The sequence below is a fragment of the Klebsiella sp. MBT K-1 genome (assembly GCF_002556465.1).
GTDB lineage: Bacteria > Pseudomonadota > Gammaproteobacteria > Enterobacterales > Enterobacteriaceae > Klebsiella > Klebsiella grimontii.
This window is the reverse complement of record NZ_PDEL01000002.1, coordinates 70,906-90,467: the sequence shown is the minus strand read 5'-3', so window position 1 is coordinate 90,467 and position 19,562 is coordinate 70,906. Positions and strand designations below refer to the sequence as shown.

General features: G+C 60.1%; 17 protein-coding genes. 11 read left to right on the top strand and 6 right to left on the bottom strand.

Annotation, left to right across the window (positions count from 1 at the left end):
* Positions 1-114 precede the first annotated feature (114 nt).
* The 8 genes from mdcA to mdcH all read left to right on the top strand — a co-directional run bounded on the left by mdcA (position 115) and on the right by mdcH (position 7,166).
* On the top strand, positions 115-1,770 hold the full coding sequence (gene mdcA / locus CMQ96_RS02895; protein WP_004135607.1) for a malonate decarboxylase subunit alpha: 1,656 nt from the start codon (positions 115-117) through the stop codon (positions 1,768-1,770).
* On the top strand, positions 1,770-2,612 hold the full coding sequence (locus CMQ96_RS02890) for a triphosphoribosyl-dephospho-CoA synthase (RefSeq protein WP_098065851.1): 843 nt from the start codon (positions 1,770-1,772) through the stop codon (positions 2,610-2,612). Before mdcA ends, CMQ96_RS02890 begins: the two co-directional genes overlap by 1 nt.
* 17 nt (positions 2,613-2,629) lie before the next feature.
* Positions 2,630-2,929, top strand: a complete 300-nt coding sequence (gene mdcC / locus CMQ96_RS02885) for a malonate decarboxylase acyl carrier protein (RefSeq protein WP_004135606.1) — start codon at positions 2,630-2,632, stop codon at positions 2,927-2,929.
* A complete protein-coding gene (locus CMQ96_RS02880; RefSeq protein ID WP_024358027.1) occupies positions 2,922-3,755 on the top strand; it encodes a biotin-independent malonate decarboxylase subunit beta in 834 nt (277 codons plus the stop codon). The genes mdcC and CMQ96_RS02880 overlap by 8 nt, the downstream gene beginning before the upstream one ends.
* The gene (gene mdcE / locus CMQ96_RS02875; RefSeq protein WP_049086383.1) at positions 3,755-4,555 is read left to right on the top strand and encodes a biotin-independent malonate decarboxylase subunit gamma; all 801 of its coding nucleotides are present in this window, start codon (positions 3,755-3,757) and stop codon (positions 4,553-4,555) included. Before CMQ96_RS02880 ends, mdcE begins: the two co-directional genes overlap by 1 nt.
* A gap of 129 nt (positions 4,556-4,684) precedes the next feature.
* Positions 4,685-5,644 (top strand): AEC family transporter, encoded by a 960-nt coding sequence (locus CMQ96_RS02870; protein WP_024358025.1) that lies wholly within the window; start codon positions 4,685-4,687, stop codon positions 5,642-5,644.
* Between the two features lie 2 nt (positions 5,645-5,646).
* Positions 5,647-6,267, top strand: coding sequence for a malonate decarboxylase holo-ACP synthase (locus tag CMQ96_RS02865; RefSeq protein WP_024358024.1), 621 nt, complete (start codon positions 5,647-5,649; stop codon positions 6,265-6,267).
* A complete protein-coding gene (gene mdcH, locus CMQ96_RS02860) occupies positions 6,264-7,166 on the top strand; it encodes a malonate decarboxylase subunit epsilon (protein WP_064371788.1) in 903 nt (300 codons plus the stop codon). Before CMQ96_RS02865 ends, mdcH begins: the two co-directional genes overlap by 4 nt.
* On the opposite strand, the gene CMQ96_RS02855 is transcribed toward mdcH, so the two are convergent.
* From CMQ96_RS02855 to CMQ96_RS02840, 4 genes are all read right to left on the bottom strand, one after another.
* Complete coding sequence (locus CMQ96_RS02855; RefSeq protein WP_004135593.1) at positions 7,156-8,082, bottom strand: LysR substrate-binding domain-containing protein; 927 nt, start codon at positions 8,080-8,082, stop codon at positions 7,156-7,158. The genes mdcH and CMQ96_RS02855 overlap by 11 nt on opposite strands.
* Positions 8,083-8,297: 215 nt before the next feature.
* Positions 8,298-9,953, bottom strand: coding sequence for a malate dehydrogenase (quinone) (gene mqo, locus CMQ96_RS02850; protein WP_098065849.1), 1,656 nt, complete (start codon positions 9,951-9,953; stop codon positions 8,298-8,300).
* A 285-nt stretch (positions 9,954-10,238) separates the two neighbouring features.
* Positions 10,239-11,144 (bottom strand): N-acetylmuramic acid 6-phosphate etherase, encoded by a 906-nt coding sequence (locus tag CMQ96_RS02845; RefSeq protein WP_082237099.1) that lies wholly within the window; start codon positions 11,142-11,144, stop codon positions 10,239-10,241.
* A gap of 222 nt (positions 11,145-11,366) precedes the next feature.
* Complete coding sequence (locus tag CMQ96_RS02840; RefSeq protein ID WP_049088930.1) at positions 11,367-12,107, bottom strand: SDR family oxidoreductase; 741 nt, start codon at positions 12,105-12,107, stop codon at positions 11,367-11,369.
* A gap of 107 nt (positions 12,108-12,214) precedes the next feature.
* Here CMQ96_RS02840 and CMQ96_RS02835 point away from each other — a divergent pair, with 107 nt between their 5' ends.
* The 3 genes from CMQ96_RS02835 to dcuR all read left to right on the top strand — a co-directional run bounded on the left by CMQ96_RS02835 (position 12,215) and on the right by dcuR (position 15,554).
* Positions 12,215-13,111 carry a LysR family transcriptional regulator gene (locus CMQ96_RS02835; RefSeq protein WP_098065847.1) on the top strand — a complete coding sequence of 299 codons (897 nt, stop codon included), beginning with the start codon at positions 12,215-12,217 and terminating at the stop codon, positions 13,109-13,111.
* A 107-nt stretch (positions 13,112-13,218) separates the two neighbouring features.
* The gene (locus tag CMQ96_RS02830) at positions 13,219-14,838 is read left to right on the top strand and encodes a sensor histidine kinase (protein WP_032711022.1); all 1,620 of its coding nucleotides are present in this window, start codon (positions 13,219-13,221) and stop codon (positions 14,836-14,838) included.
* Positions 14,835-15,554, top strand: a complete 720-nt coding sequence (gene dcuR, locus CMQ96_RS02825) for a two-component system response regulator DcuR (protein ID WP_004119659.1) — start codon at positions 14,835-14,837, stop codon at positions 15,552-15,554. The genes CMQ96_RS02830 and dcuR overlap by 4 nt, the downstream gene beginning before the upstream one ends.
* On the opposite strand, the gene CMQ96_RS02820 is transcribed toward dcuR, so the two are convergent.
* Positions 15,535-16,485 carry an FAD:protein FMN transferase gene (locus tag CMQ96_RS02820; protein ID WP_024358018.1) on the bottom strand — a complete coding sequence of 317 codons (951 nt, stop codon included), beginning with the start codon at positions 16,483-16,485 and terminating at the stop codon, positions 15,535-15,537. The two genes, dcuR and CMQ96_RS02820, sit on opposite strands and share 20 nt — an antisense overlap.
* Before the next feature lie 67 nt (positions 16,486-16,552).
* The gene (locus CMQ96_RS02815; RefSeq protein ID WP_098066097.1) at positions 16,553-19,330 is read right to left on the bottom strand and encodes a flavocytochrome c; all 2,778 of its coding nucleotides are present in this window, start codon (positions 19,328-19,330) and stop codon (positions 16,553-16,555) included.
* Between the last annotated feature and the right edge of the window lie 232 nt (positions 19,331-19,562).

Below are 19,562 nucleotides of genomic sequence, written 5' to 3'. Positions count from 1 at the left end.
TACTCTTACGCTAACGATTCGCCATCGGCCTTAATTGATGCCCGCCACCTCGGGACGCACACTTACTCCCACACCAGGGCAATCAAAACGATTTGTCGAATCAGGAGGTTAATAATGAATGCCGAACAAACGACGGGGCGAGTCTGGAACCGTCGCCGTACGGAAAAACAGCGGCGACTGGCCGAGGCGAAAATCTCGGGCAAAGTGATCCCCACTGACCAGCTGGTTGCCGTACTGGAACATCTGCTGGCCCCCGGCGACCGGGTGGTACTGGAAGGCAACAACCAGAAACAGGCAGATTTCCTCTCACGGATGCTGGCGGAGGTTAACCCGCAAAAAATTCACGACCTGCATATGATTATGCCGAGCGTCGGGCGCAGCGAGCACCTGGACCTTTTCGAAAAAGGCATCGCCCGCAAGCTCGATTTCTCCTTCTCCGGCACCCAAAGTCTGCGCATTTCGCAGCTGCTGGAAGATGGCCTGCTGGAAATCGGCGCGATTCACACCTATATCGAGCTTTACTCTCGTCTGTACGTCGACCTGTCGCCGAACGTCGCGCTGATCGCCGGTTATAAAGCCGACCGCAAGGGCAACCTCTACACCGGGCCGAGCACCGAAGACACTCCGGCGCTGGTGGAAGCCGCCGCGTTCCACGACGGCATCGTCATTGCGCAGGTCAACGAACTGGTTGATGACGAGTGCGATCTGCCGCGCGTGGATATCCCCGGTTCGTGGATTGACTATATCGTTGTCGCCGATAAACCGTTTTTTATCGAGCCGCTGTTTACCCGCGACCCGCGCCTGATTAAGCAGGAACATATCCTGATGGCGATGATGGCGATTAAAGGCATCTACGCCGAGCATCAGGTGCAATCCCTCAACCACGGGATCGGCTTCAACACCGCCGCCATCGAACTGCTGCTACCGACCTACGGCGAACAGCTCGGCCTGAAGGGCAAAATCTGTAAACACTGGACGCTGAACCCGCATCCGACCCTTATTCCGGCCATTGAAAGCGGTTGGGTCGAGAGCGTGCACTGCTTCGGCGGCGAACTGGGGATGGAAGAGTACATTCGCGCGCGCCCGGATATCTTCTTTACCGGCGCCGACGGCTCCATGCGTTCCAACCGCGCGTTCTGCCAGCTGGCGGGGCAGTATGCGGTGGATATGTTTATCGGCTCAACCCTCCAGGTGGATGGCTATGCCAACTCCTCTACCGTCACCCGTGGTCGTCTTTCCGGCTTCGGCGGCGCGCCGAATATGGGCCACGACCCGCACGGTCGCCGCCACGCCACCCCGGCATGGCTCAACATGATTACCGAACCGGACCCGATGCAGCGCGGTAAAAAGCTGGTCGTGCAGATGGTGGAAACCTTCCAGGCGGGCGTGAAGCCGACCTTCGTGGAAAAACTCGACGCCGTTGAGGTGGCCAAAACCTCCGGCATGCCGCTGGCGCCGGTAATGATTTACGGCGATGACGTCACCCACGTGCTGACCGAAGAAGGTATCGCTTACCTCTACCGCGCGGAAAGTCTCGAAGAGCGCCGGGCAATGGTCGCAGCGGTAGCGGGGATCACCGACATCGGCCTCGGCGTGGACGCCAAACGCGTGGCCGAACTGCGCCAAAGCGGTAAAGTCGTCTATCCGGAAGATATCGGTATCCGCCGCAGCGACGCCACCCGCTCCCTGCTCGCCGCCGGCAGCGTAGCCGACCTGGTTGAGTGGTCCGACGGGCTTTACAACCCACCGGCAAAATTCCGGAGCTGGTAATGAAAAAACTCTCTCCCCAAATTGCCGAAACCCGCGCCCGCTGGCTGGCCCAGACCGCCAGCGCCTGCCTGGTTGACGAAGCGCGACTCAGCCCCAAACCGGGTCTGGTCGACAGTCGCGGCAACGGCGCGCATCAGGACCTGAACCTGGCGCTGATGGAGCGCTCCGCCCGTACCCTGCAGCCAACGTTTCATGCGCTGGCACAGCAGAGCTGGCGGCGGCCAGCGGACATCGCCCTGCGCGAAACCATCGGCCGTCTGGGCCGCGAAGGCGAAGCGCAGATGATGCAGGCGACCTCGGGGGTCAATACCCACCGCGGCGCTATCTGGGCGCTGGGCCTGCTGGTGAGCGCGACGGCGATGCTGGGGGGAGAAAGTCATGCACAGAAGATTACGGAAACCGCCGCCGCCCTCGCCCGTCTGCCGGACGCCGGCGCGCCGAAGACCTTTAGTAAAGGCCTGCGCGCCAGCCGCCGCTGGCAGGTTCCGGGCGCGCGGGAAGAAGCGCAGCGCGCTTTTCCGCACATCACCACCCTGGCGCTGCCGCAGCTCTTGCGCAGCCGGGCCGAGGGGGCCAGCGAGGAGCAGGCCCGTCTTGACGCGCTGATGGCGATTATGACCTCGCTTAGCGATACCTGCGTGCTCTCCCGCGCCGGAATGGCGGGCCTTATCGCAATGCAACAAGGCGCTGGCGAGGTACTGGTGGCAGGAGGATGCGCGACCGCTCAGGGTCGGGCCGCGCTGGCGCGCCTTGATGCGCAGATGCTGGCGCAGAACGCCTCGCCGGGTGGCGCGGCGGACCTGCTTGCCGCCACCCTGTTTCTCGACCGGGTTTCCGCTTAACGCATTCAGAGGATGTTATGGAACAGATTAAATTGTCATTCCCTGCCAACCGCGCCCTCAGCGGCAAAGCGCTGGCAGGCGTAGTAGGCTCCGGCGATATGGAAGTGCTCTATACCGCCGGGCAGAGCAATACGCTCAATGTGGAGATCACCACCTCCGTGGACAACAGCCAGGCGCGCTGGAGCGCGCTGTTCGAACGGCTGAGCCTGATTAACGGTCTGCCCGGCGGAGATCTGGTGATCCACGACTTTGGCGCCACCCCCGGCGTCGCGCGGATCCGCATTGAACAGGTATTTGAGGAGGTGGCTCATGCGTAACGATCGCAGCTTTATTGAACTCCGCGCCCGCGAACGCGCCCGTTTCCTGCTGGATGACGGCAGCTATCGCGAACTGCTGGACCCGTTCGAAGGCATCATGTCGCCGTGGCTGGGCGCGCAGGGCATCGTCCCGCAGTCCGACGACGGCATGGTGGTTGCGAAAGGCACCATTAACGGCCAGCCGGCGGTGGTTATCGCCATCGAAGGCACCTTCCAGGGCGGCAGCATGGGCGAAGTCTCCGGCGCGAAAATGGCCGCCGCCCTTGAGCTGGCGGCGGAAGATAACCGCAACGGTATTCCTACCCAGGCGGTGCTGTGCCTGGAAACCGGCGGCGTGCGCCTGCAGGAGGCCAACCTGGGGCTTGCCGCCATCGCCGATATTCATGCCGCGATTGTCGACCTGCGCCGTTATACCCCGGTGGTCGGCATTGTCGCCGGTACCGTTGGCTGCTTCGGCGGGATGTCCATCGCCGCGGCGCTGTGCAGTTACCTGATTGTCACCCGCGAAGCGCGATTGGGGCTCAACGGACCGCAGGTTATCGAACAGGAGGCGGGGATTGAAGAGTACGACTCCCGCGACCGTCCGTTTATCTGGAGCATGACCGGCGGCGAAATTCGCTACGCCAGCGGCCTGGTGGATGCCCTGGTCGGCGACGGCGTTAACGCGGTGAAAAGCGCGATGAACGAAGCCATTGCCAAAGGCGTTCCCGCGCAGCATCGCAGCGACAAATATGAGGATTTCCTGACCCGTTTGACCCACTTCGATACCCGCCAGCAGGCGGACACCGCGCAGATCAAACGGCTATTCGCCCGGGAGGAGAAATAATGAGCCAGTTCACTCATCGCGCCGCGCTATGGCTAAACCAGCTGGCGCCGAACGCCCCACTAATGACCGGTCTGTGCCCCTCGGTGCAGGTTGCCGACGCCGATTTTAACGGTGAAACCGCGCGCTTTATCGCCGTGGTGCCGGATGCTAACAACCATTACCCGCGCGCCGCCAACGGCGAAGTCGGCCTGCTTGAAGGCTGGACGCTGGCGAAAGTGGTCAACGAAACCATCGACGCCGATGCGGATAAAACGGTAAAGCGCCCGATTATTGCGGTCATTGATGTACCCAGCCAGGCCTACGGCCGTCGTGAAGAAGCCTTTGGTATTCATCAGGCGCTGGCCGGCGCGGCGGGCGCGTATGCGAAGGCGCGTCTTGCCGGGCATCCGGTGATTGGCCTGATTGTCGGCAAAGCGATGTCCGGGGCGTTTCTGGCCCACGGCTACCAGGCCAATCGCCTGATCGCCTTTAACGACGCCGGCGTACTGGTGCACGCCATGGGCAAAGAATCCGCCGCGCGTATCACGCTACGTAGCGTTGAGGCGCTGGAGAAACTGGCGGCCACCATTCCGCCGATGGCCTATGACGTCAGCAACTACGCGACGCTCGGCCTGCTCTCCGCCCTGCTGGATATCAGCAATCCTGACGCGCCGGACGCCCGCGATCTGACGCTGGTCACCGACACCCTGCGCGACGCCATCGCTGACGCCCGCCGGGATGCCTCGCTGAAGTGCCGCCTTGGCGCGGCGAACCGCCGTAGTTCCCAACAGGTGCGCGATCGCATGCGCGCCAGCTGGTAGTCAGTCCCTAAGTAGAAGAAAACCTGCCGGAAGCGGCCGCCTGAGGCACCGATTGCGTGCCTCAGGAAGAGACCGCTTTTAGAAATTATAACAATCGCGCCAGTACTCTATTTTATTAACAGGTGATTTATGACTTATGTGATTATTCATGCCCTCGCGCCGATTTTTGTCATTATGCTGCTGGGCTTCTGGGCCGGTAAGGCCAAAATGGTCGATAACAAAAACGTCTCGTTACTCAACATTTTCGTAATGGATTTCGCCCTGCCCGCGACGCTGTTTAGCGCCACGGTGCAAACGCCGTGGAGCGGTATTGTCGCGCAATCGCCGCTGGTGCTGGTGCTCACCGGAGCGATGTGGATTACCTATGCGGCTATCTACTTCCTCGCCACCCGCGTCTTCAAGCGCTCGCCGCAGGATGCCGCCGTGCTAACCCTGACCGTCGCGCTGCCGAACTACGCCGCCCTTGGCCTGCCGATTCTGGGCAGCGTGCTCGGCGAAGGCGCGTCAACCTCCCTCTCCGTGGCCGTTTCCATCGCCTGCGGCTCGGTACTGATGACGCCGTTCTGCCTGCTGATTCTGGAGCGTGAAAAAGCGCTCGCCGCCGGAGAGAACAGCGGTTCGACGCTGGCGATGCTGCCGGTACTGATGTGGCGTTCGGTGAAAAAACCGATTGTCTGGGGTCCGCTGCTGGGGGTTGTGCTCTCGGCGATCGGTATCAAAATGCCGGATCTGCTGCTGGCCGCTATCAAGCCGCTGGGCCTGGCGGCGACCGCCGCGGCGCTGTTCCTCACCGGGGTAATCCTGTCAGCGCGCAAGCTGCAGCTCAATACGCTGATTGCCACCTCTACCGTGGTTAAACTGCTGGTGCAGCCGTTTATCGCCTGGGGTCTGGTGATGCTGCTGGGGCTGCACGGTTCAATCGCCATTACCGCGATTCTGATGATTGCCCTCGCGGCCGGTTTCTTCGGCGTGGTCTTCGGCAACCGCTTTGGCGTGCAGTCGCCGGATGCGGAAGCGGTGCTGCTGTTAAGCTCGGTTCTGTGTATCCTGTCGCTGCCGCTGTTTATCACTTTAACGTCAGGGATCTAACGATGTCATCAACGCCGCGTCCTCACGATTTAATCTGGTTGAATAATGCCGCCGCGCTGGAGGCGATTGAGGAGCCCTGGGTCGCACAGCACTGGCGTATTAGCCTGCCGGTGGTGGTACGACGCGACGTTGACGCCGACGCCCGCGTTCCGGTGGGCGTACGGGGTATGAAACGCGAGCAGCGGGCCGCAGGCTGGGTACAGAGGGAAAATATCGTCCGTACCGTCAGCCCGGAAGCCCTCGCCGACCGCCAGCTGCTCCTGCGCTCGCCGTTTGTCTCTCAGCCGCCGGTTCAGGCGGCGATATCACTGACCTTACATCCCTGGCCGTGGCGCTGGGGCATTACCGGCGGTACCGGCTACGCGCTGGCCACCGAAATTCCCGTGCTGCACGCCGCCAGCGATCTCGATCTGCTGATCCGCGCGCCGCTGCCGCTTCCCCGCGAGGCGCTGCTCGCCTGGCAGTCCCGCGTCGCGCAGCTGCCGTGCCGGGCGGATACCCAGGTCGAAACGCCCGTCGGGGCGTTTGCGCTAAATGAGTGGCTGCGCGATGGCCGCGTCCTGCTGAAAACGTCCCGCGGCGCGCGCCTGACCGCGTCGCCGTGGAACAGGGAGGAAGCATGAAAATTCTCTTTACCTTTCCCGGTCAGGGAAACCAGCGGCCTGATATGCTGGCCGACCTTCCCGACCGCCAGAATATTCTCGCCGAAGCGCGGACCGTGCTCGGCGAAGAAGTAGACCATTTAGATAGCGCCGCCGCGTTAAAACACACGCGCGCGGTGCAGCTGTGCCTGCTGATCGCAGGCGTCGCCTGGGCGCGAGAACTGCGGCGTCACGGAGTGAATCCGGACATGGTCAGCGGCCTGTCGATTGGGGCTTTCCCGGCGGCGGTGATTGCCGATGCGCTGGCGTTTAGCGACGCCCTGCGGCTGGTGGCGCTACGCGGCGATTTAATGGAGCAGGCTTATCCCCACGGCTACGGGCTCACCGCCATTATGGGCCTGACGCTCGACCGCGTGGAACAGCTGATTGCCGACAGCGACCTCTATATCGCCAACCTTAACGCTGAAACGCAGATTGTGATTGCCGGCCGCGACGACGAGATGGCGCGCGTGGCCCAGCTGGCGCTGGCGGCTGGGGCCAGTAAAGCTCAGCGGCTGGCGGTTAGCGTCCCTTCCCACTGCGCGCTGCTGAATGAACCGGCGGCTAAGCTGGCAAAAGCCTTCTCTGACGTCACGCTGCAACGACCGCGCTGCGCGTATCTGAGCGGCTCCACGGCGCGCGTGTTATGGGACCCGTTGCGAATAGCCGACGATCTGGCGCTGAATATGGCGCGAACCGTGCGCTGGCAGGAGGCCACGATCGCCGCCGATGAACGGGACGCGCGGCTGGCGATCGAGATGCCCCCCGGCGGCGTGCTGACCTGCCTCACCCGCCAGGCGGGCTGGCAGGGAGAGTGCATTTCGCTGGAGCGCAGCGGTATCGACGTCGCCCGTCACCTGGCGAACCGGCTTAACGGCTGAGGCTGCGGGCGTACATCCGCCCTTCAGCCGCCAGCGCCAGCAGGTCGGCGTCGCGCTCGCGATGGTGCGAGTAGACAATGGAGATCAGCTGGCGCATCTGATACGGCTCCGCCAGCTTCAGCAGCTGAACATCGTTTTCATAGACCTTTTTCATGCGGCCCGGCAGCAGGGCAAAGCCTACCCCCGCCTGCACCAGGCTAATCATCGAAAAGATATCATTCACTCGGGTGACGATTTCAGGCTCAAATCCGGCCACCTGAAAAGCGTCCTGAAATCCGGCATAGGTGGCGAAACCTTCCGCCAGCGAAACGAACTTACGCCGGGCGTAATCGCGTAGCTCGGCGGGGGCGGTGGTATCGAGCTGCTCCGTCGCCGGAGCGGCGAGGAAGATATCATCCTCAAACAGCGGGACCACATCAAACGCCGAATTATTGAATTCACCTTCATTGGTGGCGATCAGGATCGCATCGAGCGCGTCATCTTCGAGCATATCCAGCAGCATCTGATTGGAGCCCATGGTGAGATCGAGCTCCAGTTCCGGACGACGCAGCTTCATGCCCATAATAATGCGCGGCACGGTTTCAAGGGTCAGCGAGTACAGCGTACCGATCCGCAGCCGCCCCTGCCCGACGCCGGCTACTTTGCGCGTCGCCTCCAGCCCGCGGGTCATCAGGCTCATCACATCCTGGCAGTACTCCAGCAGCGTCCACGCCGCCGGCAGCGGCAGCAGATTGCGCCCTTTATGAATAAACAGCGGACAGCCGACGCCCTCTTCCAGGGTATGCAGCGCCCGGTGAACGCTGACGCCGCTCAGCTGCATAGCTTCAGCGGTTCTGGCGATATTGCCCTTAGCCATAAACATCATAAATACCGACAGCTTGCGGAAGGTGATGTCCTGATTAATGTCGTCTTTCATTGCCCTGCGCTCCGCATTTCGGTCTTCACCTGCATTTTCTTTCGTAATTTCAAGACAGTATAACCGCAATTAACGAATGAAGGATTAGCCGGAAGGGGGATATCAGCGCGAGGAGAGGGATAATGACAATGTATCGTTTTCGCCGGGACGGCGAAGGGAGGCCCGTGGGCCCGGTGAGGCATCAGCCGCCACCGGGCAATGTCAACGGCGCGGGCTTACAGCGCCATATCGTGCTGCGGCGACGTTTCCGCCTTCGGCTCTGCCGGTTTGGCGGTCATCACCGGCGCGGTGGCGTTCATCTCAATTACCGGCGGTTTGGTCAGCTGCAGCGCGGCCGCGGTGTCATCCCAAACCTGCTGGGTCAGCGCGACGTTGCCGTTCAGCTTCTGACCGTAGCTCGGTACGATATCGTGAATACGGCGCTGCCATTCCGCCGAATTAAACTGCTTAGGGAACATCTGCTTAATCACGTTCAGGGTAATCGGCGCGGCGGTAGAAGCCCCCGGCGAAGCGCCCAGCAGCGCGGAGATGGTTTTCTGCTCGTCGACCACCACTTCGGTGCCCAGCTTCAGCACGCCGCCCTTCTCTGCGTCTTTTTTGATGATCTGTACGCGCTGACCGGCCTGAATCAGCTTCCAGTCCTCTTTACGCGCGCTTGGGTAATACTCTTTCAGCGCCGCAAAACGATCGTCGTCGCTCAGCATCACCTGGCTGATGAGGTATTTCACCAGATCGAAGTTGTCCAGACCCACGTGGGTCATCGGCAGCACGTTATCGGTGGTGGTGGTGCTCAGCAGGTCGAGGAACGAACCGTTTTTCAGGAATTTGGTCGAGAAAGTGGCGAATGGCCCAAACAGCACCACGCGCTTGCCGTCGAGGAAACGGGCATCAAGGTGCGGAACCGACATCGGCGGCGCGCCCACCGAGGCCTGACCGTAAACTTTTTGCTGGTGCGCTTTGGTCACCGCCGGGTTTTCGGTCATCAGGAAGGAACCGCCTACCGGGAAGCCGGCGTAATTATCCGCTTCCGGAATACCCGTTTTTTGCAGTAATTTCAGCGCGCCGCCGCCGGCGCCGATAAATACGTATTTCGCATCGATCGCCTGCTCCTCGCCGCTATTCACGTTTTTAATCGTGACGTGCCAGGAATTATCGGCGTTGCGTTTAAAATCGGTGACTTCTGAAGAAGTTTGCAGCGTGAAGTTGTTATTTTTCTTCAGGCTACCGATCAGCTGGCGGGTTATTTCCCCATAGTTAACGTCGGTACCCACCGGGGTCCAGGTCGCCGCAACGCGCTGCTGCGGATCGCGCCCTTCCATCACCAGCGGCGCCCACTCTTTTATTTGCGCGTGGTCGGTAGAGAATTTCATCCCCTGGAATAACGTAGTCTGCTGCAGCGCAGCGTAGCGTTTTTGCAGATAATCGACGTTATCTCCCCAGACGAAACTCATGTGCGGGGTGGAGTTAATAAAGGAGTGCGGATCGTGCAAAATGCCGCGTTTGACCTGCGCCGTCCAGAACTGGCGGGAGATCATAAACTGTTCGTTAATATCCAGCGCTTTGCTGACGTCGATGGTGCCGTCCGGGCGTTCCGGCGTATAGTTCAGCTCCATATTCGCCGAGTGTCCGGTACCGGCGTTGTTCCAGCCGTTAGAGGACTCCAGCGCGACGCCATCCAGCTTCTCAACCATGACCTGCTTCCAGTCCGGCTGGAGTTCATGCAGCCAGGTCCCCAGCGACGCGCTCATAATGCCGCCGCCAATCAGCAGGAAATCGGTTTTTTTCGAGGTATCGTCATTTGCGAAAGTCGCCGTACTGACGAACATCGCTAATGCGGTCATAGATATAATCGTATTTTTAATTGCAGGCATAATAGAAATATCACATAGCACAAGTGTAATAAGAGCGGACATATTAACGCACTTTTACTTTATTTTAAAATATCATTTACACTTCCGCACACATAGCTAATTACCATTAACCTGGTTTTTTAACTTAAAAAAGCAAAAACAACGCCGACATGGAGAATAGGGAAAGCAATAGCGATTTACCCGCGCAGGAATAAAAAAATAAAAGGATAAAAGGTGGGGAATAACGCCAGCGCTATAGGCGAATTAAATTATCACCCGGCGCGAATACGCGCCGGGTGCGTTCATTCAGGCGACCGTCTGCGCCGCGCGCAGCGCAATCCGCAGATGGTCGTTATGCTCTGCCAGCCGCTCGCGCGCCTGCCAGGCATCCAGCCCGCTGAGTAACATGAATATCGCCGTCCGGCAGTGCTGATTGCAGCTGGCCAGCGCGGCTTTGGCCTCGCTGCGCGAGCACGCCGTCGCCGCCATCACGATGGCTATCTGCCGCTCGGCCTCGTGCGGGGTACTGGCCTGCAGATCGACCCGCAGATTTTGATATACCCGTCCCGCGCGAATCGCCAGCCCGGTGGTCAGCATGTTAAGGATCTGCCGCTGCGCGATTTGCGCTTTCGGATTACCAAAGCCCGCCACCGCCTCCGGCCCGGTTTGCGGGGCGATGATGATATCCGCCAGCTGCGCGGCTTCGCTCGCGGCCTGCTGCGTCACAACCGCAATCGGCGCGCCCAGCGACCAGGCGTGGCGCATCGCGCCCCAGACCCATGGCGTTTTACCGCTGACCGTCAGCGCCAGCAGCATATCCTGGTTGCTGAACTGCAGCGCCTGAAGTTCAAAAGCCCCAAGGTTGTAGTTATTCGCCGCGGCGTCCCGCTCCTGGCGGGCGGCGGTCGGCCCGCCGGCAATCAGCCCGACCAGCGAATGTTTTCCCTCCGGGGTAAATTCACTCACCGCCTGCACGGCGGCATGGCCCGATGCCCCGGCCCCCACAATCACCAGCCGCCCTCCCCGGCTGAGCGTCGCCGTCGCGTTATCAATCAGGCGCGCGATCGCCGGCAAACAGGCCTCAATGGCATCGGCAATCCGCTTATCATCCTTGTGCAGCAGCGTCAGCATATCGAGGGTGGCAAGACTATCAATATGGGTGGTTTCAGGGTGGCGTCGTTCCATCATTGAAGCGGTTGGCTTACTGCTCATAAAAACCTCCATTTAAACGCGAAAGAACCTTCTGGGACGAAAGCGCAGGCCTGAGGCAAACCCTTTCATTGACCATGGCTATTAATGGCAGTGTAAAGCTTAAGCGACGCGCTTTACCGCCACCGGAGTCACAGTTTTCGCCCCCCTGAAGCCATTCAGCTGCCGATTGGTCGTTATCCAACCACAGGCGCGACGAGGTTAAGCTAAGACGTCAAGGATGAATTAGCGCAGGGTCAGCCCGCCATCAACGGCGTACTGGCCTCCGCTGACGAATGACGCCGCGTCGGAAAGCAGAAACAGCGCCACTTCAGCCGCTTCAGCCGCCGTCCCCTGACGGTGAAGCGCCAGGCGACTGACCACCGAGGCTTCAAACTCGCGGCGCGCCTCATCGCGCATAAAATGACGAAAATCGGTATCAATCGGACCGGGAACCAGGGCGTTGACGCGGATATTTTTTTCCCCTAACGCCGATGCCCAGCAGCGGGTTAATGAAATCAGCGCCCCTTTTGTCGCCGAATAGAGGCTCGCCGCCGCGGCCCCCTCATAAGCGGAAGTGGATGCCGTCACCACCACCGAGGCCCCCGGATTAAGCTTCCCGGCGAGCGCCGCCATCTGAAGAACCGGCCCGCGCACGTTGGTCGCCATCATGTGATCAAAGGCCGCGGCATCAATCTGCGATAGCTCCCCAACGGCGGCATATCCAGCATTGAGCCACAGACCATCAAGCCCGCCGGAGGCGTGAATTTCCTCGGCCAGCGCCGCGCCGGTCAGGGGATCGCTGGCATCGTTGTCGATGACCCTGGCCCGATCCGAGAGCTGTCGGCGTAGCAGCGCCAGCCGCCGGGGATCGCGCCCGGTAGCAATCACCCAACCGCCTTCGCGATCGATACGCTGTGCTCCGGCAAGCCCGATCCCGCTGGTCGCGCCGGTGATAAGAACTCTTTTTGCGCTAAATCTCGCCATCGTCGTTTCCCCTGTCCGTTAAATGATATTCATCAGGATGGTAACCAGCGGGAGACTATTTGATAATATGCCTATTATCAACAAGACTGTTTGGGGTAATCGCCATAATGCGGGGAAGTGATTTTGCGGAATTAAAAGCCTTCGCGATGGTCGTTGAGCAAGGCAGCTTTACCCGGGCGGCGGCGCACCTCGGCGTTACGACCTCCACCTTAAGCGCAACCATCCGCCGACTTGAGGAGCGCATCGGCGTACGTTTATTACACCGAACCACGCGCAGCGTCGCGCCGAGCGAGGCCGGTAAACGCATGATGCAGCGGCTGGCCCCTGCGCTGGCGGCTCTCCAGGACGCGGTGACCGATGCCCAGACGGCCAGCGCGCCTGCGGGCCGCCTGCGCCTCAATGTTTCGCGCATCGCCGCGATTCATTATCTGGCGCCGGTACTGGGCGGCTTTATGCAGCGCTACCCCAAAATTGAGCTGGATATCGTCACTGATGACGCTTTGGTCGATATCGTTTCGGCAGGTTTCGATGCCGGAATTCGTCTCGGTGAAAAGCTCCATCAGGATATGGTTGCCGTCAGGCTGAGCGGTGACCTCGAAATGAAAGTCGTCGCCTCGCCGCGCTACCTGGCGCAGGCGCCGCAGCTTCATAAACCGCAGGATTTGCTGCAGCATCCCTGCCTGACCTATCGAAGGCCAAGCGACGCCAGCGTGTATCGCTGGGAGTTTCAGCGCGACGGCGAAAGCTGCGAGATTGCGGTCAAAGGCCCCATCGTGGTCGATGAGCCGGCCATGCTGACGCCATTGGCGCTCGCAGGCGCAGGCGTTGCGTATCAGTTTGCCCATCAGGTTGATCCCTGGCTGGCGACGGGCCAGCTGGTTCAGCGATTAAAAGAGTGGACCCCGGCTTTCCCCGGTTTTTACGTTTACTACCCCAGCCGTAGGCAAATGGCATCGCCGCTGCGGGCGTTTATCGACTATCTGCTGGCCGTCGGCGGCAGATAGCGACCGCCTGCTTGGCGATCAGGCTGATTTTGCTTTTATTACACGGCTTTATGAAAGGTGCTGGTTCAGCGATAATACCTGTCTAAACGTTTTGTCCTGGGGTGGGTATGAATGAATTCGCGCAGCCGGCATCGCCCGCGCGTAAACGCGCAATGAGTATGAAGCTGAGCACCGCCGTGACCTTAATGATCGGCAGCGTCATCGGTTCAGTACTGATTCTGGTCTATGCCCTGTGGTTTATGCAGATTAGCGGCGCAACCCGCGACGGCGTCAAAGATACGGCGCTGGCGGTGGCGCGGACGCTGGCCGACGCCCCGGAAGTCAAGCGCGGCCTGACGCTGCCGCCGGAGAGCGGCATTATCCAGCCGCTGGCGCTGGCCGTCGCCAGACGCAATGGCCTGCTGTTTGCCGTCGTCACCAATATGGACGGTATTCGCTACTCGCATCCCAATAGCCAGATTATCGGCAAACCCTTTATCGGCGAGGACATCCAGCCCACGCTGGCGGGCAAGGAGAACGTCGCCGTCAACCACGGCGTGCTGGCTCCGGCGCTGCGGGTCTTCACCCCGGTGTTTGACGACAGCCGCCGGCAAATCGGCGTGGTGGCGATTGGCATTTCGCTGAGCAAAGTGGATACACAGATCGCCGCCAGCCGCTGGGACGTGATCCTGACCGTGCTGTTCAGCGCGGTTGTGTGCGCCGTCGGCACCTGGAGCCTGGTCCGCGGCCTGAAGCGTGTTCTGCTGGGCCTCGAGCCGCAGGAGATCTCAACGCAGTTCCAGCAGCGCCAGGCGATGCTGCACTCTTTAAAAGAGGGCGTGGTGGCGGTGGACGCCGACGGCCAGGTGACGCTGATTAACCCCGCCGCGCGCGATATCCTGTTCAGCGGCCCCGATAGCGACATCGCGCAAACGCCGCTGCTGGCGGATTTGCAGGAGGTTCTGCAAACCGGCGAGCCGATTTACGATCGCGAGCTGGGGTGCAACGGTCTGCTGCTGATCAGCAACACGGTTCCCGTTCGCGACGAGGATGACGTGGTCGGCGCGATCAGCACCTTTCGTGACAAAACCGAAGTTAGCCAGCTGCTGCAGCGGCTCGACGGGATGGTGAACTATGTCGATGCCCTGCGCACCACGTCGCATGAATTTATGAATAAGCTGCACGTGATTCTCGGCCTGTTGAATATGAAAAGCTACGACAAGCTGGAGGAGTACGTGCTGCAGACCGCCCACACCTATCAGGCGGATATCGGCGAAATCCAGCACCGGATTAAATCACCGGTGGTGGCCGGCTTTTTGATCGGCAAAATTCAGCGCGCTAAGGAGCGGGGTTTTACCCTCACCCTCGCCGAAGAGAGCCTGGTGCCCGACTGCCCGAATGAAAAACAGATCACCGTGCTGGTCACGGTGCTGGGCAATTTAATCGAGAACGCGCTGGATGCCATGAGCGGGCAGGCCGAAGGCGAGGTCAGCCTGCTGCTGCACTATCAGAACGGCTGGCTAAGCGGCGAAGTCAGCGATGATGGTCCCGGTATCCCGGAAGCCTTTATCGATGATATTTTTAATAAGGGCTTCTCGACTAAAGGCGAAAACCGCGGCGTCGGGCTGTTTCTCGCCAGCCAGCAGCTTCGCGAACTCGGCGGATCGCTGGCCGTAGAATCCGAACCCGGCGTGTTTACCCAATTTTTCGTTCATCTCCCGTGGGACAGTAAAAGGAAAAGTGCGTGATAAATGTATTAATTGTTGACGATGATGCCATGGTTGCCGAACTGAACCGCCTGTACGTGGGGCGAGTCAGCGGCTTCCGCTGCAGCGGCACGGCGTCGACGCTGAGTAAAGCCAGGGAGATGGTTAACGACAAGGATCTGGAGATCGATCTGGTGCTGCTGGATGTCTACATGCAGCAGGATAGCGGTCTCGATCTGCTGCCCGCCATTCGCGCTTCCGGGCGGGCTATCGACGTGATAATGATTACCTCTGCCGCCGACGCCGCGACGGTTCAGGCTTCCATGCGCTACGGCGTGGTGGACTATCTGATCAAACCCTTCCAGTTTCCGCGTTTTGAAGAGGCGCTGACCGCCTGGCGCGAAAAACGCAAGTTGATGACCGGTCAACCCTATTATGAACAAGCGGACGTCGACCGGCTGCTCCACGGCGGCGTGCCGGAAGCCGCCGATTCGCGCAAGTTACCAAAAGGCCTGACGCCGCAGACGCTGCGTACCCTCTGTCAGTGGATTGATGCCCATCCGGATGTGGAGTTCTCCACCGACGAGCTGGCGGCAGCGGTAAATATATCCCGGGTATCATGCCGTAAATACCTGATTTGGCTGGCGCAAATTAACATTCTTTATACCAGCATTCACTATGGCGCCACCGGACGCCCGGTGTATCGCTACCACCTGATAGCCGAGCAGTACGGCCTGCTTAAGCAGTACAGCCAGTAAGCCGGTAGCCGTCATCCAGCAGTTGAAAGCGGAAACGGCGCTGTGAAGAGAGGATAACGTCGCGGTTTTTGGTGACGAAAATCGCTTCGATATCCTCGCGCTGGCGCAGCGCCGCGCATCCCTTCTCTACGCCGAGGCCGTAGATCAGGGTGGTCCAGATATCGCCGTCCAGCGAGTCGGCGGAAATAATCGTTACGCTTTCCAGCTCGTTATCCAGCGGGTAGCCGCTGCGCGGGTCGAGAATATGGTGCCAGCGTTTGCCGTCCTGCTCGAAGTAGCGTTCGTAAATGCCCGAGGTCACCACCGATTGCCCCGCCACCGCAATGCTGCCAATCAGCGCATCCGCCGCCGAGTACGGTTTTTTCAACCCGATAGACCATTCGCCCAGCGTGTGGACGTTGCCGCCGAGATTAATCAGCGCGGCGCTCACGCCCTGTTGCCGCAAATAATCGCGCACCCGGTCGGCGATATAGCCTTTCGCGATGGCCCCCAGGTCAATCTCCATTCCCGCGCGGGCAAGATAGACGCTGCCGGCGGCGTCATCGAGGATCACATCCTGCGGACGCGTTAACGTCAGGCGAGCGGCAATGTCCTGTGCGGCGGGCACGCTCTGCCCCTGGAAGCCGATGCGCCACAGCTTCACCAGCGGACCGATCGCCAGGTTAAAGGCGCTGTCCCGTACCATGCTAGCGGCTTTGGCGCATTTAATCAGCGCATACACCGGGCGGCTCACCGTCACCGGATGCCGCCCGGCGGCATGGTTGATATCCATCACCTGGGACTGCGCGCGGTTAACGGTGAAAAGATCTTCATAGCCTTTAATCAGCTGAAAGACGCGGGAGGCGAGCGGTTCATCGTGAACGTAGAGCTTGAGGAGAATGGGCGACCCCATCAGTACGGCGGAGTAGCTGTAGACGCGGTTGTCGGACATATCGCCCTCCTCAGAGAGATAAGAAGCCGGGCCGTCAATTTGCCAGCCCGGCGGGGGTCGCTGACGCTTAACTTCTGGCGCGTTTCGCCGCCTGATGGCCCGCGAGGGTCCCGAAGATAATGATATCGGCCACCGCGTTGCCGCCGATGCGGTTACCGCCGTGAATGCCGCCCACCACTTCGCCCGCGGCAAAAGCGCCCGCAATCACCTGATGACCGGCGTTTAGCACCGCGGTATCGGTGTTAACGGTCACGCCGCCCATCGTGTGGTGAACCCCCGGGGCGATACAAATCGCGTGGTAAGGGCCTTCATTGATCGGCGCGCGCAGCGCGGTGGTACGGCCAAAGTCATCGTCATGCTGTTTTTCAACGAAGCCGTTGTAGCGCTCCAGCGTATTGAGGAAAGCATGGTAATCCATCCCCAGTTTCTCCGCCAGCTGGCGCGGCGAGCTGGCGCTGGTGACGAAACCTTTGGCGATGTACTCGTCGGCGGCTTTGTTTTTCGCCCGCACGTGCTCGTCAAAGACGATATACGCGAAGTGTTCAGGCAGCGCGATAATCGCGGCGGAGACCTTATCGCGGGTCTCCATTTCGTTGAAGAAGCGGTTGCCCTGCGGGTTCACCAGAATCGCCCCGCCGCCGCGAATCGATTCGGAAATCAGATACGAGGTTTGCTGCTCGACGGTCGGGTGGATCTGGATTTCGCCCATATCCACGGTGCCCGCGCCGATGCGTTCAAGCAGCGCGATACCGCCGCCGGTGGCCCCTTTATGGTTGGTGGTCACAAAACCCGCCAGATCCGGGCGGTATTTCACCACCATCGCGCTGTTGGCGCTGAAGCCGCCGGTGGCCACCACAATGCTCTTCGTCTGTACCACAACCGATTCGTTTTCATCGGTGAGCAGGCGCACGCCGCTGACCTCATCGCCGCTCATCAGGATCTCTTCCACCGACGTATCCAGCAGGACATCGATACCGCGTTTGGTGATATTACGCACCAGGCCGCTGATCAGGTAGCCGCCGACCGCCGACCCGTCGCGCGGACGGTGGGTACGGTCGATGCTCATCCCGCCGGTGGTGGTGATATCGTTAAGCATAATGCCGCGACGCGCCAGCCACTCAATGGCTTCCGGCGCATTCTCCACGAAGCGGCGCAGCAGCTGCGGGTCGTTTTTGTTTTTGCCGCCTTTCAGCGTTTCCTGGTAGAACAGCTCTTTGCTGTCCTCGATGCCTTTTACGCGCTGGAAGCGGGTTTCTGCGGCGTTCATCCCGGCAGAGGCTTGGATGGTGTTGCCGCCGATGGTCGGCATTTTTTCAACGATCAGAACGCTCGCGCCTTCATCGTGCGCCTGGATCGCCGCCGCCAGACCGGCTCCGCCGCTGCCGACCACCACCACATCGTAGCTTTTCGGCGCCGCATCGCCCGCGCCTTCTTCGGCGGCCAGCGCTTTACTGGACTTCAGCATCGCTTTGGAAACCGCCTTTTTCACCGCTTCGCTCTGGCTGGTCGCGCCGGAAATCGCATCCACATGCGGGGTGTTGGCGCTGAGGATCCGCTCGCGGATCTCTTCAAAGCTGGTGGTGAACTCGATGGTCTGTACCGGGCTCGCCGCCAGGGCGATATCGGCGATGCGGTCGTTTTCCAGGCTGACGTTGATCACCAGTTCGTTGGCGTCGTCCTGAACGGTTTCGACGAACATCCCCGGTTTGAATTTGGCGTCGCCCATGCTCATATCGCGGATCATCGCCTCCACCAGCGAGAAGCGCCACAGCGGTTCCGGAATGTTCAGCGCTTCGCGCTGGGTGCTGTCAATAAATAGTTCCAGCTCTTCGCCGGCGGCAATGCGCGCGGTCCAGTCAGGATACGCGATACAGGCGCGGCCCACCGCCATCAGGTCGTAGCCGTGATCCAGCCCCTGCCCGGCATCGGCCGCGTTAACCACGCCGCCCACGCCCATCACCGGCACCTGCGCCAGGGTTTCAGAGCGCATGGCGCAGTATTTTTCAATCAGCGGCGTGGGATCGCTGGTATCCACGATAGAGGGGCGCAGCGTGGCGCCAACCGAGAAGTGGAGATAGTCCACGCCGCGGGCGGCCAGTTTTTCCAGCAGGTACATGGTGTCAGCAAAACGGATGCCGGGGACTTCCATCTCTTCCGGGGAGAAACGGTAGCCGATAATAAAGGCGTCGTCGGCGTACTGGCGGGCCATTTTGTGGGTGATGTCGAGCACCGCCAGCGGGAACCTGGCGCGATTATCGCGGCTGCCGCCCCACTCGTCGTCGCGCTGGTTAGAGTTTGGTGAATAAAACTGCTGGATCAGATAGGTGTTCGCGCCGTGAATTTCGACGCCGTCAAAACCGGCCTGAATGGCGCGGCGTACGCCTTCGCCAAACTTCGCGATCATACCTTCAACTTCTTCCCCGCTCAGAGCACGCGGCGTGGCTGCGCCATCGCGCGGCGCGGCAATTGCGCTCGGGGCGACCGGCTGGCGTCCGCCGATAAGCTGCGGGTCGACCATCCGGCCGCCGTGGTAGATCTGCAGAATCGCTTTTGAGCCTTCGGCCTTGATCGCCGCGGCGATTTTCGCCAGACCGGCCACTTTCTCATCATTATCGATACCGATAGCGCCGGGGAACGCCAGACCGTAATCATCGATAAAGCAGCATTCAACGATAATGGCGCCGATGCTGCCGGCGCGAGCGCGGTAGTACTCCACCAGTTCACTGGTCACGGTACCGTCAAAATAACCGGTGCAGGTGGTCATCGGCGCCATCAACAGGCGGTTTTTTAGCTCGGTGCCGTTCGGTAAAGTAAAAGGGTGTAAAATTCGTTGGTTACTGGTCATCATGACGCTCCAGATTTTAAATATTGAAAATTCAGAATTGGGTGACGGAATTATTTATACTTGTATTTAGCAATCCCTTAAGTCATGCCAATAATATAACGCTATTTTTAGTTACCAAAGTAATTACGTTAGTTAAAAAACTATTTAATACCAGCAATAACATCATTACCTCCTTTGTATTATTAATTAAAAATATTTTATTCACACAACAGAGATAAACGATAACAAACCG

Coding starts and splice junctions, on each gene's coding strand:
- CMQ96_RS02890 (WP_098065851.1), top strand. CDS start 1,770: ATGAAAAAACTCTCTCCCCAAATTGCCGAAACCCGCGCCCGCTGGCTG.
- CMQ96_RS02880 (WP_024358027.1), top strand. CDS start 2,922: ATGCGTAACGATCGCAGCTTTATTGAACTCCGCGCCCGCGAACGCGCC.
- CMQ96_RS02845 (WP_082237099.1), bottom strand. CDS start 11,144: ATGAGCAGTAAGCCAACCGCTTCAATGATGGAACGACGCCACCCTGAA.
- CMQ96_RS02820 (WP_024358018.1), bottom strand. CDS start 16,485: ATGTCCGACAACCGCGTCTACAGCTACTCCGCCGTACTGATGGGGTCG.
- CMQ96_RS02855 (WP_004135593.1), bottom strand. CDS start 8,082: ATGAAAGACGACATTAATCAGGACATCACCTTCCGCAAGCTGTCGGTA.
- CMQ96_RS02865 (WP_024358024.1), top strand. CDS start 5,647: ATGTCATCAACGCCGCGTCCTCACGATTTAATCTGGTTGAATAATGCC.
- mqo (WP_098065849.1), bottom strand. CDS start 9,953: ATGCCTGCAATTAAAAATACGATTATATCTATGACCGCATTAGCGATG.
- CMQ96_RS02870 (WP_024358025.1), top strand. CDS start 4,685: ATGACTTATGTGATTATTCATGCCCTCGCGCCGATTTTTGTCATTATG.
- CMQ96_RS02815 (WP_098066097.1), bottom strand. CDS start 19,330: ATGACCAGTAACCAACGAATTTTACACCCTTTTACTTTACCGAACGGC.
- CMQ96_RS02830 (WP_032711022.1), top strand. CDS start 13,219: ATGAATGAATTCGCGCAGCCGGCATCGCCCGCGCGTAAACGCGCAATG.
- CMQ96_RS02835 (WP_098065847.1), top strand. CDS start 12,215: ATGCGGGGAAGTGATTTTGCGGAATTAAAAGCCTTCGCGATGGTCGTT.
- CMQ96_RS02840 (WP_049088930.1), bottom strand. CDS start 12,107: ATGGCGAGATTTAGCGCAAAAAGAGTTCTTATCACCGGCGCGACCAGC.
- mdcC (WP_004135606.1), top strand. CDS start 2,630: ATGGAACAGATTAAATTGTCATTCCCTGCCAACCGCGCCCTCAGCGGC.
- mdcA (WP_004135607.1), top strand. CDS start 115: ATGAATGCCGAACAAACGACGGGGCGAGTCTGGAACCGTCGCCGTACG.
- mdcH (WP_064371788.1), top strand. CDS start 6,264: ATGAAAATTCTCTTTACCTTTCCCGGTCAGGGAAACCAGCGGCCTGAT.
- mdcE (WP_049086383.1), top strand. CDS start 3,755: ATGAGCCAGTTCACTCATCGCGCCGCGCTATGGCTAAACCAGCTGGCG.